Origin of the sequence: Afifella pfennigii DSM 17143, from assembly GCF_000688515.1 — a bacterium.
GTDB lineage: Bacteria > Pseudomonadota > Alphaproteobacteria > Rhizobiales > Afifellaceae > Afifella > Afifella pfennigii.
The window spans coordinates 150,681-167,209 of the sequence record NZ_JHZK01000006.1; the positions used below are offsets into that span (position 1 = coordinate 150,681).

Sequence of the window (16,529 nt, forward strand, 5' to 3'; positions counted from 1 at the left end):
TTCGCATTCCCTTTTTTCTGCATGGAGGGATATGGCGGTTTAAACCCGCGATATCGTGGTGAAGGCTCGGAGATGCCGGCATTTCCTGCCTCTTCGCGCCTGGTGCCGGGAAAAATCCGCCGATACCATTTGCCTGCCGTGGGTGCGTTCACGACTTAGTACCCTATGTTAGCGTATCCGGCCGACTTGCAGTCTGTCGCCGAGAAGGAAGGAAAGCCGAGCTGATGCTGGAATATCTGAGCTCCACCGGCAGCGTCGTGATCGGCTATGCGGTGCCGGCGCTGATCGTCCTGACAGTCGTCGTCTTCGTGCACGAGCTTGGCCATTTCCTCGTTGCCCGCTGGTGCGGCATCAAGGTGGCCACCTTCTCCATCGGTTTCGGACGCGAGCTTTTCGGCTTCTTCGACCGGCAAGGCACGCGCTGGCGCTTCAGTGCCATCCCGCTCGGCGGCTATGTCAAATTCGTCGGCGACGAGAACGGCGCCTCCATTCCCGATGCGGAGATGCTGGAGGAGACGCCGCCGGCCGAGCGCAAGGGCCTGTTTCATTTCGCGCCGGTCTGGCAGCGCGCTCTCGTCGTGGCGGCCGGGCCCTTCGCCAACTTCCTGCTCGCCATTGCGATCTTCGCCGGCATCTTCGGCATCGTCGGCAAACCCGTCACCACGCCTATCGTGGAAGTCGTCAATCCCGGCAGCGCCGCGGAGGAGGCGGGCTTCCGGCCCGGCGACACCATCCTCGCCATCGACGGCAAGGCGATGTCCACCTTCACCGATGTGCAGCGTGTCGTGGCGCTGGCTTCTGACGAGACGCTGACCTTCACCGTGGAGCGCGACGGCGCCGAGATGGACCTCATTGCCACGCCCAGGCGTCAGGAGATTCCGGACGGTCTCGGCGGCACGCAGCGCATCGGCGTGCTTGGCGTGTCGCGTCAGGCCGAAAGGCGGTTGCAGCGCTATGGTCCGATCGATGCCGTCGGCGAGGGCGTCAAGGAGACCTATGTCATCATCGAGCGCACGCTGACCTATGTCGGGCGTCTGGTCTCCGGCCAGGAAACGGCCGATCAGCTCAGCGGTCCCCTGCGGGTGGCGCAGGTCTCCGGCGTCGTGGCCTCTTCCGGCGGGGTCGTCGGCCTCATTCACCTCGTCGGCATCTTGTCGGTCAGCATCGGCCTTCTCAACCTCTTCCCGGTGCCCATGCTCGATGGCGGCCACCTGGTTTTCTACGGCATCGAAGCGGCGCGCGGGCGCCCGCTCGGGGCGCGCGCGCAGGAGATGGGCTTTCGCATCGGCCTTGCCCTCGTCATCATGTTGTTCGTGCTCGTCACGTTCAACGATATCGTAAGAATGACGGGCATTTGAGCGTCGTTGCCGAATAGCCACTTGACGGGCAAAAACACCTCACGCCAGCCCCTGTCCGGTTGCACGGCTCCGGAAAGATTGCGATACGGGCGATGCGAATCCGCGGCGCCCTAAGCGTTTTGGGCATTCTCCGCACACAAGAGACCGGGCAAACGGCACATGAGATATAATTCGTTGGCGGGATTGGTCCGCGTCAGGGCCCTTATGGTGATGGCCGTTATCGGAGCGGCTCTTCTCCTGGCGCAGATGAGTGTCACGCCGGCTCAGGCGGCGGTGGTGAGCTCCGTCGCCGTTCAAGGCAATGAGCGCGTCGATGCCGAGACCATCCGCGCCTACGTTCTCGTCAAGCCGGGACGCAGCTTCACCGCTGCCGATGTCGATGAATCGCTGAAGGCCCTGTTCGAGACGGGCCTGTTCTCCGACGTGCAGATCGTGCAGCGCGGCGGCACGCTCGTGGTGAGCGTGGAAGAGAACCCGATCATCAACAAGATCAGCTTTGAGGGGAACAAGAAGTACAAGGACGAGCAGCTGGAAAGCGCCGTCACCTCCAAGCCGCGCGGTGTTTTCACGCGCGCCAAGGTGCAGACCGACGTCCAGCGTATCCTTGAGCTCTATCGTCGCGCCGGCCGCTTCCAGGGCTCCGTGACCCCCAAGATCATCAAGCTGCCGTCCAATCGCGTGAACCTCGTCTACGAGATCTCCGAGGGCCCGAAGACCGGCGTCGCGCGCATCACCTTCATCGGCAACAAGAGCTACAGCGACGGCCGGCTGCGCAACGTCGTGCAGATGCGCGAGAGCGGCCTGCTCAGCTTCCTGCGCTCCAGCGATTCCTATGACCCGGACAAGCTGGCGGCCGACGAGGAGCGGCTGCGGCGCTTCTATCTCAATCGCGGCTATGCCGATTTGGCCGTCATCTCGGCGGTGGCCGACCTGGACCGCGAGCGCAACGCCTTCTTCGTCACCTACACGATCGAGGAGGGCGAGCAGTATCGCTTCGGCTCCATCGGCATTGACACCATCATTCCCGGCCTCGATACGGGACGGCTGATGCGTCTGACGGTGAGCGATGAGGGCGACATCTATTCCAGCGAGGCCGTCGAGAAGTCGATGGAGGCGATCACCATCGAACTCGCAGGTTCCGGCTACGCCTTCGCCCAGGTGCGCCCGCGCATCGACCGCGATCCCGTCAACCGCACCATCAGCGTTACCTATATCGTCGACGAGGGCCCGCGCGCCTATATCGAGCGCATCGAGATCAGCGGCAACGACCGCACGCGCGACTACGTCATCCGTCGTGAATTCGATATTGCCGAGGGCGATGCCTATAATCGGGTTCTCATCGACCGCGCCGAGCGTCGGCTTCGCAATCTCAACTATTTTGAGAAGGTGGAGATCGGGGCCGAGCCGGGCAGCGCGCCGGACCGCGTCATCGTCACCGTCCTTGTGGAGGAGAAGGCGACCGGCGAGTTCTCCTTCGGCGCCGGCTATTCCACCAGCGAGGGTATTCTCGGCGACGTCTCCTTGACGGAGCGCAACTTCCTCGGTCGCGGCTACTACGTGCGCGCGGCGATCGGCGGTGGCCAGTATTCGCAGACCTACGAGTTCGCCTTCACCGACCCCTATTTCCTGGGGCGGCGCGTCTCCGCGGGCTTCAACGTCTACCGCAAGAACTACGAGGAGAGCGACTACCGCTCCTACGACTACCAGACGACCGGCGGCGGGATCACCTTCGGCCTGCCGATCACGGAGAACTTCGTCGTCCAGCTCGGCTACAGGATCGAAGAGCAGAACATCGACGTGCCTGGCTGGAACAGGAACACCAGCACGCTCGCCAGCTGCCCCGTTTCGCGGGCCATCTGCCAGGCGGAGGGCGAGGCTATCCTGTCCTCGGCGGTGTGGAACCTCATCTACGATTCGCTCGATCAGCGCCGTGACCCGCGCGACGGCTTCTACGCCCAGTTCTCGCAGGAATTCACCGGCATTGGCGGCGACGTCACCTTCCTGCGCTCCACCTTCACGGCGGCCGCCTATCGCGAGCTGTGGATCGACCAGGAAGTGGTCGGCATGGTGAAGTTCCAGGGTGGTCACATCACCGGGCTCAGCGACGATGTGCGCCTCTTGGACGCCTTCTATAAGGGCGGTGAGACGGTGCGCGGCTTCGAGCCCTCCGGCTTCGGCCCGCGCGATGCCGTCACCGGCGATGCGCTGGGTGCCAACTTCTATGTGGCTGGCACGGCGGAGGTGGTCTTCCCGTTCCCGCTGCTGCCGCGCGAGCTCGGGCTGCGCGCCGGTCTCTTCGCCGATGCTGGCACGGCCTGGGATACCGATGCGGGCAACATTCCCGGCGTGACGGTGAACGACGATGCCTCGCTCCGCTCCTCGGTCGGCGCCTCGCTGCTCTGGGCCTCGCCGCTTGGCCCGATCCGCGCGGACTTCGCCTACGTGCTGACCGCGGAGAGCTACGACAAGGAGCAGTTCTTCCGCATTGGCGGCGGCACGCGCTTCTGATCCTCTTGGCCGGCCATCGGGCCGGCCGAGCTTTTCGTGGGTTCCATGGATAGATCGCGCTTCTTACCGCCTTTCTCGGGCCTGCGCCTTGAGGAGGCCGCACGTCTTGCCGGGGCGGAGCTGAGGCGGGGCGACCCGGCCGCGAAGGTGACCGGTTTCGCTCCCATCGAGCTTGCCGGGGAGGGCGATCTCACCTTCCTCGACAATCCCAAATACGCCCGTCATCTCGACAAGACGCGGGCGAGCGCCTGCCTGTGCGCGGCCAAATACGCCTCCAAGGTGCCTGAGGCGGTGATGCTCTTGGAGGCTGCCGAGCCCTACCGCGCCTATGCCAGGCTTCTGGCCGCCGCCTTTCCCGAAGCGACCGCTCCGAGCGCCTTCGCCTCTGCCGGCGAGGATGCGCTGATTGCCGGCCATGTGCATCCCAGCGCCCGGCTGGAAGAAGGCGTGCGGGTGGAGCCCGGCGCCGTCGTCGGCCCGCTGGCGGAGATCGGCCGCGGCACCGTGATTGGCGCCGGAAGCGTCGTCGGGCGAGCCGTCGCCATCGGACGCGATTGTCGCATCGGCCCGAATGCCACCGTTCAGCACGCCCTCATCGGCGACCGCGTGCAGCTGCATCCCGGCGTGCAGGTCGGCCAGGACGGCTTCGGTTTCGCCATGGGCCCGCAGGGGCATATGAAGGTGGCGCAGATCGGCCGCGTCGTCATCCAGGACGATGTGGAGATCGGCGCGGCCACCACCATCGACCGCGGCGCCAACCGCGATACGGTGATCGGCGAGGGGACGAAGATCGATAACCAGGTTCAGATCGGCCATAACGTGGAGATCGGTCGCCATTGCGTCATCGTTGCGCAGGTAGGGATTTCCGGCTCTGCCAGGCTGGGTGATTTTGTTGCGATTGGCGGAAAAACCGGCATAAACGGGCATGTCGCGATCGGTGATGGTGCCCAGATCGCGTCGATGAGCGTCGTTCATGGCGACGTGCCGCCTGGTGTGCGCTGGGGCGGCGTGCCGGCGCGGGCGGTCAAGGACTGGTTCCGCGAGGAAACGGTTCTGCGGCGCATTGCACGGCGTGAACTTGGGCTAAACGAGAAGGAGTGACGGCGCCCGCCGGGCAGCCGGTACCGGAGAATTCGATGAACGAGATGCCGACGCGGCTGGAAGCAGCAGACATCCACGCCATTTTGGAGGCGCTGCCGCACCGCTATCCGTTTCTGATGGTCGACCGCATCCGCGATATCCGAGGCGACGAGAGCGGTGTGGGCATCAAGAACGTCACCATGAATGAACCGCATTTCCAGGGCCATTTCCCCGCCTATCCGATCATGCCCGGCGTGCTCATCATCGAGGGCATGGCGCAGACCGCGGCGGCGCTGTGCGTGCTCGCTTCGGAGACCAAGGTTCCCAAGCGTGTCTTCTTCATGACCATCGACAAGGCGAAGTTCCGTCATCCGGTCATTCCCGGCGACACGGTGGAGTATCACGTGACCAAGATGAAGCGCCGCGGCACGATCTGGAAATACGCCGCCTCCGCGGAGGTGGACGGCAAGAAGGTGGCCGAGGCGCAGGTCAGCGCCATGGTTCTCGACGAGTAGCGCGTGACCTCCATTCATCCGACCGCGGTCGTCGCGGACGAGGCCGAGCTGGCCGAGGACGTCGAGATCGGCCCATTCTGCGTCGTCGGTCCTCGCGTCAAGCTGGCCGGCGGCGTGTGCCTGCGCTCTCATGTCGTTGTCGAAGGCACCACCTCCATCGGGGCCGGCAGCACCGTCTTTCCCTTCGCCGCGATCGGCTCCCCGCCGCAGGACAAGAAGTACGAGGGCGAGGAGAGCCGGCTTGAGATCGGTTCCGATTGCACCATCCGCGAGCATGCGACCATCAATCCCGGCACGCGCGGCGGCGGCCTCGTCACCCGCATCGGCGATCGCTGCATGCTTCTCGTCGGCGCCCATGTCGCCCATGATTGCGTCATCGGCAACGACGTCATCCTGGTCAATCACGTCCTGCTCGGCGGTCATGTGACGATCGACGATTGTGCCATCATCGGCGGTGGCGCGGCGGTGCACCAGTTCGTGCGCATCGGCGCCCATGCTTTCGTAGGGGGCATGTCCGGGGTGGAAAACGACCTCATTCCCTTCGGCTTGGCGCTCGGCAATCGTGCCAATCTCGGCGGGCTCAATATCGTCGGGCTGAAGCGCCGCGGTTTTGAGCGTGAGGCCATTCACGCGCTGCGCCGCGCCTATCGCCTGCTCTTTGCCCAGGAGGGCACGCTGAAGGAGCGTCTCAACGACGTGGAGTCCGCCTTTCCGGACGACGTGCATGTTCAGCGCATCGTCTCCTTCATCCGCGAAGGCGGCGACCGCGCCATCTGCACGCCGCGCGGGGCGCGCGAGGTCTGATTCGGATGGTCGAGAGCGCGCCAGGGGCACCGCTTGCGATCCTGGCGGGAGGTGGTCGGCTGCCGCAGCTTCTGGCGGAGGCGGCGGCGCGCGCGGGGCGCCGCCCGGTTCTGTTCCCGCTCGCTGGCGAGGCGCAAGCCGGGATTAAGGGCGCGGCCGACTTTCCGGTCTTTCCGGTGCGCTGGGGCGAGGCGGGCCGGCTGGAGCGCCTGTTGAAGGACAATGGCTGCAAGGAGGCCGTCTTCGTCGGCGCCGTCAAGCGGCCGGAGCTGAAGGAGTTGAGGCCCGATTTCGGTGCCATCCGGTTGATGCCGCGGATCTTCCAGATCCTGCGCGCCGGCGGCGACAACAGCGCCCTTTCCGCTGCGGCGAGCATTTTCGAGGAGCACGGCATCCGTCTCATCGATCCGCTTTCGGTGGCGCCCGAGCTTGCCTGCCCGGCCGGGCTGGTCGTGGAGGGAAAGGCGGCGCTGGACGAGGAGGAGCTCGCCCGGGCGGTGGAGGCGGCTCGCATGATTGGCGAGCTCGATATCGGTCAGGCGGCCGTCGCCTCAGGCGGCCGCGTCGTCGCGCTGGAAGGGGCGGAGGGCACCAACGGGCTTTTGGAGCGCATCGGCGAGATGCGTGCCGCGCGTCGCATCCCGGGCCATGGCGGCATCCTCGTCAAATGCATGAAGCCGAACCAGGATCCGCGCCTCGATATTCCCACGATCGGACCGGAAACGGCCGAGCGCGCCTTGGCGGCGGGCCTCGACGGGGTGGCCTGCGAGGCCGGCCGCTCCATGCTGGCCGGACGGCAGGAGACGTTCTCCGCGTTCCGCAAGGCGCGGCTGTTCCTCTACGGCATTCGGACGCGTCGGTGAGCCGGTCTCGTCCCCTTCGTATCGCGCTTGTCGTCGGCGAGGCTTCTGGCGATCATCTGGGGGCGGGTCTCATCAAGGCGATCCGCCGGCGCCGGCCGGACACAGAGTTCTTCGGCGTCGCCGGCGAGGCGATGCAGGAGACCGGCATCAAGAGCCTTTTTCCGGTCTCCGATGTTTCCGTCATGGGGCTGACGGCGGTGCTGCCGCGGCTGCCGCGCATCCTCTACCGCATCCGTCAGACCGCCGCCCATATCGCCGAGGCAAAGCCCGACGCGCTCGTCATCATCGACAGTCCCGGCTTCACCCATTCCGTCGCGCAGCGGGTGGTGAAACGCCTGCCGGATGTGCCGGTGCTCAACTACGTCTCGCCCTCCGTCTGGGCCTGGAATCCGGGCCGGGCGCCGCGCATGACCCGCTATGTCGATCATGTGCTGGCGCTGCTTCCCTTCGAGCCGGAAGTGCATGCGCGCCTGAAAGGCCCGCCTTGCACCTATGTCGGCCACCCGCTGATCGAGCATACCGGCCGCATCCGCCCCGCTCCCGGCGAGCGCGGCGCGCTCGATGAAGCCCCGCTCGTTCTCGTCCTTCCCGGCAGCCGGCACAGCGAGGTCAAGCGCCTGATGGAGCCGTTCGGCGAGACCGTGGCGAGGATCGCGCGCGCCAGGCCGAAGGCGCACTTCGTCCTGCCGGCGGTTCGCCATCTCGCCGCCGAGATCGAGGCGCGTGCCGCCCGCTGGCAGGTCAGGCCGGAGATCGTCGTCGGGGAGGCGCAAAAGCTCTCCGCCTTCCGCCGCGCCCATGCCGCGCTCGCCGCTTCCGGCACGGTGACGCTGGAACTTGCCCTTGCCGGCGTGCCGATGGTCGTCGCCTACCGCGTCGATGCCGTCTCGCGGCGCTTCAGATGGCTGTTGCGCGTGCCCTCCATCGTCCTCGCCAATCTGGTGCTGGATGAGAACGCGGTGCCGGAATTCATCGACGACGAGGGCCCGCCGGAGGTGTTGGCGGAGCGTCTTCTGCCGCTTCTCGCCGACGGCCCGGCCCGCCAGGCGCAGCTGCGGGCCTTTCACCGCCTCGATGCCGTCATGGAGGCGACGGACGAGCGCACCCCGAGCGCGCGGGCGGCGGAGATCGTTCTGCGCTACGCTGAGGGCGGAAAAAGGCCGGCCGCGCTCTGACAGCGGGCCGGCCGGGGATTACGAACGTTCGGAGATGTCGACGTAATCGCGGCTTGTCGCGCCGGTATAGAGCTGGCGCGGGCGGCCGATGCGCTGGCTCGGATCCTCGATCATTTCCTTCCACTGCGCGATCCAGCCGACGGTGCGCGCCAGCGCGAAGAGGACGGTGAACATCGTCGTCGGAAAACCGAGCGCCTTCAGCGTGATGCCGGAATAGAAGTCGATATTGGGATAGAGCTTCTTTTCCAGGAAGTATTCGTCGGTGAGCGCGATCTTCTCCAGCTCCATCGCCACGTTGAGCAGCGGGTCGTCCTTGACGCCGATCTCGTTGAGCACTTCGTGGCAGGTGCGCTGCATGATGCGCGCGCGCGGATCGTAGTTCTTGTAGACCCGGTGCCCGAAGCCCATCAGGCGGAACGGGTCGTTGCTGTCCTTGGCGCGGTCGATGAATTCCGGAATGCGGTCGGGCGTGCCGATCTCCTGCAGCATGTTGAGCGCCGCCTCGTTGGCGCCGCCATGCGCCGGACCCCACAGGCAGGCGATGCCCGCGGCGATGCAGGCGAACGGGTTGGCGCCGGAGGAGCCGGCAAGCCTTACCGTGGAGGTGGAGGCGTTCTGCTCGTGATCGGCGTGCAGGATGAAGATGCGGTCCATCGCCCGCGAGAGAATCGGGTCAACCTCGTATTCCTCGCAAGGAACGGCGAAGCACATGCGCAGGAAGTTGGAGGAGTAGTCCAGATCGTTCTTCGGATAAACGAAGGGCTGGCCGATATGGTACTTGTAGGCCATCGCCGCCAGCGTCGGCATCTTGGCGATCATGCGCAGGGAGGCGACCATGCGCTGGTAGGGGTCCGCGATATCGGTTGAATCGTGATAGAAGGCCGACAGCGCCCCGACGACGCCGCACATGATCGCCATCGGATGCGCGTCGCGCCGGAAGCCGGCGAAGAAGCGCGACACCTGCTCGTGGATCATCGTGTGGTGGGTGACGCGGTAGTCGAAATCGTCCTTCTGCGCCTTGGTCGGCAGCTCGCCATAGAGCAGCAGGTAACAGGTCTCCAGGAAGTCGCCATGCTCGGCGAGCTGCTCGATCGGATAGCCCCGATAGAGGAGCGTGCCTTCGTCGCCGTCGATATAGGTGATGTCGGATTCGCACGCCGCCGTGGAGGTGAAGCCCGGATCGTAGGTGAAGCGACCTGTCTGGCGATACAATGACGCGATATCGACGACGTCCGGCCCGATCGTTCCCTGCCGGACCGGGAACTCCCAGCTTTCGTTGCCGATGCTCAAGATCGCCTTCGAGTCGCTCATACACTTCACCTTCTGGTATGGATCGACACGAGGCCTTTTCTTCCGCGCACTGGGTCGTCGCGCTTTCCCCCCGGAAAAGACCCCTTGCCCCGTGGTTTTGGCTGCCGAGACTGCTATCGGTTTTTGCGCTGCACCGCAAGATAACGCATGCCGATGACGACGCATCCGCCCGCAGGCGGAGCTCGGCCCCCGCCGGCGCTAGCGCTTGTCGCTGGCCTGATCGGCGATCCTGCCGAGCGCTTCCTCATGGCCGAGCGCCAGCATGACCTCGAAGATGCCGGGCGAGGAATTGGAGCCGGTGAGGGCGGCGCGCAGCGGCTGCGCCACCTTGCCGAGCTTGACGCCTTCCGCCTCGGCGAAATCGCGCACCGTCTCCTCCAGCGCGGCCTCGCTCCAGGGCGCATCGGCGAGCTTGTCTCCAAGCCGGGCGAGGCGCGAACGCGCTTCCGTATCGAGGATCGCTGCTGCTTTCTCGTTCAGCGGGATGGGTCTTTGCGCGAAAAGGAACGCTGCCGAATGCGCAAGTTCCACAAGGGTTTTCGCTCGTTCCTTGAGGCCCGGCATCAACATCATCAGGGGCCCGCGCTCCGTCTTTGAGAGCTCTTGCGGGATTGCCGGCGGCGCTTCCATCTCCGGCAGGATGGCGAGCATGGCGTCGACGAGCCGCTCATCCTCGGCCTGGCGCATGTAATGGCCGTTGAGGTTCTGCAGCTTGACGAAATCGAACCGGGCGGCCGCCTTGTTGATGGCGTCAAGGTCGAACCATTCCATCGCCTGTTCGGTGGAGAAGATCTCCTCGTCGCCATGCGCCCAGCCGAGGCGGGCGAGATAGTTGCGCAGCGCCTCCGGCAGATAGCCCATGGCGCGGTAGGCCTCCACGCCGAGCGCGCCGTGGCGCTTGGAGAGCTTGGCCCCGTCCGGCCCGTGGATGAGCGGGATATGCGCCCATTCCGGCACCTTCCAGCCGAGCGCCTGGTAGATCGCCGTCTGCCGGGCGGCGTTGGTCAGGTGATCGTCGCCGCGGATGACATGGGTGATGCCCATATCGTGGTCGTCGACGACGACGGCGAGCATGTAGGTCGGCGTGCCGTCGTAGCGCAGGATGACGAAATCGTCGAGGTCCTTGTTGGGAAAGGCGACCGTGCCCTGCACATGGTCGCTGACCACCGTCTCGCCCTCCTTCGGCGCCTTGATGCGGATGACCGGCTTCACGTCCTCCGGCGCCTCGGCCGGATCGCGGTCGCGCCAGCGCCCGTCATAGCGCGGCGGCAGGCCTTCCGCGCGCGCCTTCTCGCGCATCTCGGCAAGTTCCGCCTGCGAGGCGTAGCAGCGATAGGCATGGCCGCTTTCAAGCAGCTGATGCGCCACCTCCGCATGCCGCTCGGCGCGGCCGAATTGCGAGATCGGCTCGCCGTCCCAGTCGAGCCCGAGCCAGGAAAGGCCGTCGAGGATGGCCGTGATCGCCGCCTCGGTGGAACGCGCCCGGTCCGTGTCTTCGATCCTCAAGAGCATCTTGCCGCCGCGCCCGCGCGCATAGAGCCAGTTGAACAGAGCGGTGCGGGCGCCGCCGATATGGAGGAACCCCGTCGGCGAGGGGGCGAAGCGGGTAACGGGGGAGGGCATGTGTGGCCTGCGGATGGTCGAGGTTCTTTGGCGCTTCCGGAGCGATTGGTGGGCGACCGGCTCGGCGCTAGGATGGGCTGGTCTAGCCACAGCGCCGGGAGCTTGCAAGGGTGATCGGGGGCGCGCCCGAGGGCGGATTGGGTGAGCACACGCAGACGGCGTCGGGCGGCTTTTCCCGCTACCTGCCGCCCGGCCGGCTGCGCCGCTGGCAATGGCGCGCGAGCGACCATCTGCAGCGCCTTGCCCGTCACCTCGCCCGCGATCTTCACGAGCGCCGCGGCTTTCTCTTCCTCGCCGTCGCCTTCTGCGTCGGGGCCCTCATCTATTTCGCCCTGCCGCGCGAGCCGCTGCTGGCCGGCCTCGTCGTGGCGACCGGCGTCTTTGCCGGCCTGGCGATCTCGGCCTGGTGGCGGGGAGGGGCGTTTTCGCTCTTTCTCCTCCTCGCCGTGCTCCTTGCGGGCGCGAGCGCGGCCAAGTTGCGGGTGGAACTGGTCAAGGCCCCGCTCTTGCAGCGGGCGGTCAGCGCCGACATCTCCGGCCGCGTCGTCAAGCTGGAGCTGCGCGCCGGCCGCGCGCCGCGCGCGGTTCTGGATCGCGTTGTCATCGCCGGCATGGCGCCGGAAAGAACGCCGAAGCGCATCCGCCTGACCTTCCGCGGCGAGCCGCCGCCGCTTGGCGCCCGCGTTGGCGGCAGGGCTCGCCTTTCGCCGGTGCCCGGCCCCGCCGTGCCCGGCGGCTACGATCCCGCCCGGGCGGCCTTCTTCCAGGGCATCGGCGCCGCCGGCTTCGTCTTCGGCGCCTTTCGCCTCGAAGCCGCGCCGGCGGGCATTCGCCCCCTGGTGCGGCTTGCCGCCTTTCGCCGGGCGATCGCCCAGCGCATCCTCGACACGGTGCCGGGCCCGGCCGGCCCCATCGCCGCCGCGCTCCTTGTCGGCGAGCGCGGCATGATCGGCGAGGAAGAGGCGGAGGTGCTGCGCGTTGCGGGCCTTGCCCATATCCTGGCGATTTCCGGCCTGCACATGATGCTGATCGCCGGCACGGCCTTCTGGCTGGTGCGCGCGCTGCTCGCCCTTTCCCAGGCCGCCGCCCTCAACTGGCCGCTGCGCAAGGTCGCCGCGCTCCTCGCCCTTACCGTCGGCGCCTTCTATCTCGCCATTTCCGGCGGCAACGTCGCCACCATCCGCGCCTTCATCATGGCCGCGGTGATGTTCACCGCCATCCTCCTCGACCGGCCGGCCCTGTCCTTGCGCAACCTCGCCATCGCCGCCTTCATCACCGTCCTGATGGAGCCTGAGAGCGTCGTGGAGCCGGGCTTTCAGATGTCGTTTGCCGCCGTCGCCGCCTTGATCGCCGGCTGGGAGGCCTGGCGCGAGAGGCCGGTGGAGCGGCTCGCCGAGCCGCCCGGATGGGCGGGGCGCCTGGCGGGTGCCGCGTTCAAGGCCGTCTTCGCCATCGCGCTGACGACGCTGATTGCCGGTCTCGCCACCGCGCCCTTCGCCGCCTACCATTTCGGCCGCTTCGCCGCCTATTCGCTTCTCGGCAATCTGTTGGCGATGCCGCTCGTCTCGCTCCTCGTCATGCCGGCCGGGCTTTTGACGCTCCTCTCCATGCCCTTCGGTCTCGATCCGGTTCCGCTCGCCTTGATGGCGGCCGGCATTGAGAGCGTTCTTGCCGTCGCCGCCTGGGTGGCGGAACTGCCGGGGTCGAGCCTTGCCGTCGCGCCTTTTCCGGCCTGGACGCTGCTCGTCATGACGGCCGGCTTTCTCTGGCTCTGCCTCTGGCGCTCGCCTGTGCGTCTTTACGGCCTCGTTCCGCTGTTCGGCGGCGTCCTGCTCGCCGGTGTGCTCGCAGCCCATCCCGATCTCATCGTCGATGAGACCGGCAAGGCGGTGGCCGCGCGCGGGCCCGACGGCGCGCTGCGGGTGGAGGGCGCGCGGGCCGGCTCCTATCTCGCCGATGTCTGGCTTAAGACCGAGCAGACAAGCATCGGGCGCATCGATGCCGGATTTGCCTGCGATGACATGGCGTGCCTGTTCACGCTGGCGGGCGGGGCGCGTCTTTCCCACATCGTCTCGCCCTTTGCCTTCGCGGAGGATTGCGCCAGGGCCGCTATCGTCGTCTCGGCGTTGCCCGCCCCGCCCGATTGCCGCGCGCCGTTGGTGATCGACCGCGCCGCCCTCAGCGCCCATGGCGCCCATGCGTTGTATCTGCGCGGCGCCGAGCCGTCCGGCTGGCGACTTGCGACCGCGCGCCCGACCATGCGCCGGCCTTGGCAGGGCGAGCCATTTTAGGAGGCGGCCGGGCGCGACCCGATGATCGCTACATGATGGTGACGGAAACCGTGTAGGGCACGCTTGCGCCGCTATCGCGGTCGTTGCCCATCAGATAGACGCGGATCGTGTAGTCGCCGTCTTCGGGCAGCTCCACGGAGGCATTCTCGCCTTCCGTCGAGCCATTGTAGATGGCGACGTTGTCGCTGCCCGGCGGCAGGATGTTGAAGAAGGCGCTGCCTTCGGTGATCAGCGAAACGCTCATCGTCTGGCCGCCCTTCGCGCCCAGGATATAGTCTCGGTACTCGTCGCCCGTGATCGTGCCTTCGACGGCGGCATTGTCGTTGCCGGCTTCGAATTGGACTTCCGATTTCATCTGCGCGGCGGCGGGCAGTGCGAGCCCTAAGAGAACGACGGCGGCGGCGGCATAGGCTCCAAATCCGATCCTTGGCATGGTGCACTCCTTCCTCGGCGGGTGGCGCGATGATAGCTGTCCGAATACGGCGCCTTCGCGGCGTGCGTCCCCTGGCGCATGGGCCGGGTGGGGGCGCTCGTTTCGATGCCCGGAATTGCGATCGCTTCGGCGCCATGAGGCCGGTGTGCCTGCCTGTGTGCGTGATTGCCGCGGCAATGCCGGTGGGGAGCCGACGGCCTTCCTCCACGAACCGCCGCTTCGGGAGTTGACCATGGGAGCCTGGAGGCGCAAGGAAAGCATGCCCATATGGCATTGAACGCGCAGCGCGCCGGCCGGCTTAGCTCAGTTGGTAGAGCATCTGATTTGTAATCAGGGGGTCGGGGGTTCGAGTCCCTCAGCCGGCACCAAAATCAGCCTTGAAAAGACTACGTTTTTTGGATCGACCAGAAATCGGCCTTCAGTCCCGCCAACAAAACACCGCCTCCATTTACGATTCGATCGTCTTCCCGGGGACCCGCCGTTGACCCGGGACTCCGGTACGTACATCTCTGATGCCGAATGTGTAAGACGACGGGCCGCCGGTCCAGAGGAGCAGAGATCATGAGCGGACATCGGAGTGTGATCGGAGCGGGGGAGACGGCAGCCTGGATGCTGGCAGGCGCTCTCGTGAACGATGTGCGAAACGCCGCCGCGAACAGAAACGAGGCTGCAGCGGCGACGGGCTGGATGCGTCATGCGAGGCGGCAGCAGAAGCGGGCGAGGTCCGCTGAGGTCGTAGCGGACGCTTTCGCCGATCATGGCAGGCGGCTCCTCGACCAGATCGAGATGCTGACGACTGCCGTGCAGGAGCGGGACCGCGAGATCGCGGCGCTCCGGCGACACAACGGGCATCTCATCAGATACATCGAAAATCACTGCCCGGATGAATGAATGAAAGAAGCCCCGGGATCATCTCCCGGGGCTTCCGTCCGCTACGCCGCGGCGGCGCGGATGTCGGGCAGGGTCTCGACCCAGGCAAGCGCCTCCGCCGCGGTCGACGCATCCGGGTCGAGATCACTCAGGGTGAGGCTGTCATCGGCATCAAGAATTTTGTCTTCCGTCTCCGTGTCGAGATAGATTTCCCACCCGCTGACCATCTCTCCCGGCGTGGCCTGCCGATCGTATGTGCAGACGATCGGCACGATTCCCTTGCGGCGCAGGGCCGAAAGAATTTGCCGTTTGCTCATCGGCGTCCTCCTTACATCGCGCAGCGGAACGCCGCCGTCGGCTCGGGCTCCGGGGCGGGTCGAGGCTCCGATCCCGGCACCCGGGCGCGGGCCCTGGCCTTGTCGATCTCCTCCTGCCAATCATCCGGCGGATTCGGCACACCGGGAAGCCGCTGCTCTCCGGTCAGATGCGCGTAGACGCGGTCTCCGCCCGCCATCGAGATTCTCTTGAGAGCCGACGGCAGCAGGCCGCGCGTCCACTCCGCCATTTCCACCGGCATCGCGTCGAGATGCATGTACCTCCGCTCGATTGGCGTGGCGGCCGCATACCGCATCAGAGCGTCACATGCTCCACCCCGGCTCGCCTGCAGATGCCCGAGGTGCGAGCCACGCAGGAGACGTTCCGTCTGCCGCGTGCTGACCTCCGCCTGCGCGACGAGATCTCTGTACCTCTGGAAGGACGCCTCCTCGCGCTCGTCGTCATCCGCCTCCGGCTCCGGCGCGACAGCCGCGCCGCCGGGACGGCCGACCAGCGCCGTCATGACGCGCTCAGGCACTGACGCCACAGTCTCCAGCAGCGTCCCGACACCGCGTCCCGCGCCGCGCAGCGCGTCCTCTCCGGCGGCCAGCCCGGCGTCGATCATGCGATCAGCAGGCTCCAGGATCTCCTCCTGGATCCAGCGGCCCGTGCGCTGGCACTGCCGCCACATCGTTTTCAGGGCGGCTTTCACGCCCGCGACGATTGATGCCCACAATCCTCTCATCGCTCATCTCCCACTTTTCATCCCGGGGCCTGCGTTCTTGCTGCCCCTCCCGGACACCCGGGAGATTTTGCTGTCGGCCTGAAAGCTGCAAATGCGCCGGCGGAAATCCGCCGGCGGCTTGCGACACTCGCCCGGCCGCCGAACCCTCTCCCTGAGGAAACGGGGAGAGATATGGGCGTCCATATAGATATGAGCGAGATCACGGCGCGGCTCGACAGCGAGATGCCGCATGGGCAGCAGGTCGACCGGGCGATGCGCTGGCTCGCTCTCTATGACGATGCAGTCGTCGAAGCGGAGCGTGACCTGCGGCTCCGGCACGTCATGTCCGGGATCAGCGCCCATGGGCCATCTGAGGTGATTTCGTAAAGGAGGGTTTCTGGCTCATCGTAACCGCCAAGGAGTGGAGATGAGACAGAAACCCGGAACGCCCAAGCTGCCGGCCGATCGTGTCGTGAAAGACATCCGTCGGCGCACGCGCAAGCATCATTCGGCGGAGGAGAAGATCCGTATCGTGCTCGAGGGCCTGCGTGGCGAGGAGAGCATCGCGGAGCTGTGCCGGCGCGAAGGCATTGCGACGAGCCTCTACTACAGCTGGTCGAAGGAGTTCCTCGAGGCCGGCAAGAAACGGCTGGCGGGGG

At 66.4% G+C, this 16,529-nt stretch carries 16 protein-coding genes and 1 tRNA gene; 12 read left to right on the forward strand and 5 right to left on the reverse strand.

The features are described from left to right. Positions 1-224: 224 nt before the first annotated feature. The 7 genes from rseP (at position 225) to lpxB (ending at position 8,303) form a co-directional block, all read left to right on the forward strand. Positions 225-1,358, forward strand: a complete 1,134-nt coding sequence (rseP, locus tag Q331_RS0107275; protein WP_034491367.1) for an RIP metalloprotease RseP — start codon at positions 225-227, stop codon at positions 1,356-1,358. A gap of 210 nt (positions 1,359-1,568) precedes the next feature. Then, entirely contained in the window at positions 1,569-3,866 is a 2,298-nt protein-coding gene (gene bamA / locus Q331_RS0107280) for an outer membrane protein assembly factor BamA (RefSeq protein ID WP_245615536.1), read from the forward strand. Positions 3,867-3,911: 45 nt separating this feature from the next. After that, positions 3,912-4,967: a UDP-3-O-(3-hydroxymyristoyl)glucosamine N-acyltransferase gene (lpxD, locus tag Q331_RS0107285; protein ID WP_026380140.1), complete on the forward strand. Its 1,056-nt coding sequence runs from the start codon at positions 3,912-3,914 to the stop codon at positions 4,965-4,967. A 35-nt stretch (positions 4,968-5,002) separates the two neighbouring features. Next, on the forward strand, positions 5,003-5,461 hold the full coding sequence (fabZ, locus tag Q331_RS0107290) for a 3-hydroxyacyl-ACP dehydratase FabZ (RefSeq protein WP_026380141.1): 459 nt from the start codon (positions 5,003-5,005) through the stop codon (positions 5,459-5,461). A 3-nt stretch (positions 5,462-5,464) separates the two neighbouring features. Continuing rightward, positions 5,465-6,265: an acyl-ACP--UDP-N-acetylglucosamine O-acyltransferase gene (lpxA, locus tag Q331_RS0107295; protein WP_026380142.1), complete on the forward strand. Its 801-nt coding sequence runs from the start codon at positions 5,465-5,467 to the stop codon at positions 6,263-6,265. A 5-nt stretch (positions 6,266-6,270) separates the two neighbouring features. Then, entirely contained in the window at positions 6,271-7,128 is an 858-nt protein-coding gene (locus Q331_RS0107300) for an LpxI family protein (RefSeq protein WP_026380143.1), read from the forward strand. Beyond that, entirely contained in the window at positions 7,125-8,303 is a 1,179-nt protein-coding gene (lpxB, locus tag Q331_RS0107305; RefSeq protein ID WP_026380144.1) for a lipid-A-disaccharide synthase, read from the forward strand. The genes Q331_RS0107300 and lpxB overlap by 4 nt, the downstream gene beginning before the upstream one ends. Positions 8,304-8,321: 18 nt before the next feature. Here the strand turns inward: lpxB and gltA are convergent, their stop codons facing one another. After that, entirely contained in the window at positions 8,322-9,614 is a 1,293-nt protein-coding gene (gltA, locus tag Q331_RS0107310) for a citrate synthase (protein WP_026380145.1), read from the reverse strand. Positions 9,615-9,812: 198 nt separating this feature from the next. Further along, positions 9,813-11,237 (reverse strand): glutamate--tRNA ligase, encoded by a 1,425-nt coding sequence (gltX, locus tag Q331_RS0107315; protein WP_026380146.1) that lies wholly within the window; start codon positions 11,235-11,237, stop codon positions 9,813-9,815. 137 nt (positions 11,238-11,374) lie between these two features. Between gltX and Q331_RS20465 the strand changes: the two genes are divergently transcribed. Next, positions 11,375-13,528 (forward strand): ComEC/Rec2 family competence protein, encoded by a 2,154-nt coding sequence (locus Q331_RS20465; protein ID WP_051630773.1) that lies wholly within the window; start codon positions 11,375-11,377, stop codon positions 13,526-13,528. A gap of 28 nt (positions 13,529-13,556) precedes the next feature. Here Q331_RS20465 and Q331_RS0107325 read toward each other — a convergent pair whose 3' ends face one another. Then, positions 13,557-13,961 (reverse strand): hypothetical protein, encoded by a 405-nt coding sequence (locus tag Q331_RS0107325; protein ID WP_026380147.1) that lies wholly within the window; start codon positions 13,959-13,961, stop codon positions 13,557-13,559. Positions 13,962-14,253: 292 nt separating this feature from the next. On the opposite strand from Q331_RS0107325, the gene Q331_RS0107330 reads away from it, so the two are divergent. Beyond that, positions 14,254-14,329, forward strand: a tRNA-Thr gene (locus Q331_RS0107330). A 193-nt stretch (positions 14,330-14,522) separates the two neighbouring features. Further along, positions 14,523-14,852 (forward strand): hypothetical protein, encoded by a 330-nt coding sequence (locus Q331_RS0107335; RefSeq protein ID WP_034491374.1) that lies wholly within the window; start codon positions 14,523-14,525, stop codon positions 14,850-14,852. A 41-nt stretch (positions 14,853-14,893) separates the two neighbouring features. Here Q331_RS0107335 and Q331_RS0107340 read toward each other — a convergent pair whose 3' ends face one another. Together Q331_RS0107340 and Q331_RS0107345 are read right to left on the reverse strand one after the other, a co-directional pair. Continuing rightward, positions 14,894-15,148 (reverse strand): hypothetical protein, encoded by a 255-nt coding sequence (locus Q331_RS0107340; RefSeq protein ID WP_026380149.1) that lies wholly within the window; start codon positions 15,146-15,148, stop codon positions 14,894-14,896. Between the two features lie 11 nt (positions 15,149-15,159). After that, positions 15,160-15,891, reverse strand: coding sequence for a hypothetical protein (locus tag Q331_RS0107345; RefSeq protein ID WP_034491377.1), 732 nt, complete (start codon positions 15,889-15,891; stop codon positions 15,160-15,162). Positions 15,892-16,062: 171 nt separating this feature from the next. Here Q331_RS0107345 and Q331_RS0107350 point away from each other — a divergent pair, with 171 nt between their 5' ends. Together Q331_RS0107350 and Q331_RS0107355 are read left to right on the forward strand one after the other, a co-directional pair. Beyond that, on the forward strand, positions 16,063-16,257 hold the full coding sequence (locus tag Q331_RS0107350) for a hypothetical protein (protein WP_026380151.1): 195 nt from the start codon (positions 16,063-16,065) through the stop codon (positions 16,255-16,257). A 40-nt stretch (positions 16,258-16,297) separates the two neighbouring features. Further along, positions 16,298-16,529: transposase (locus Q331_RS0107355; protein WP_026380152.1), on the forward strand; the 232-nt coding region annotated here is incomplete at its 3' end.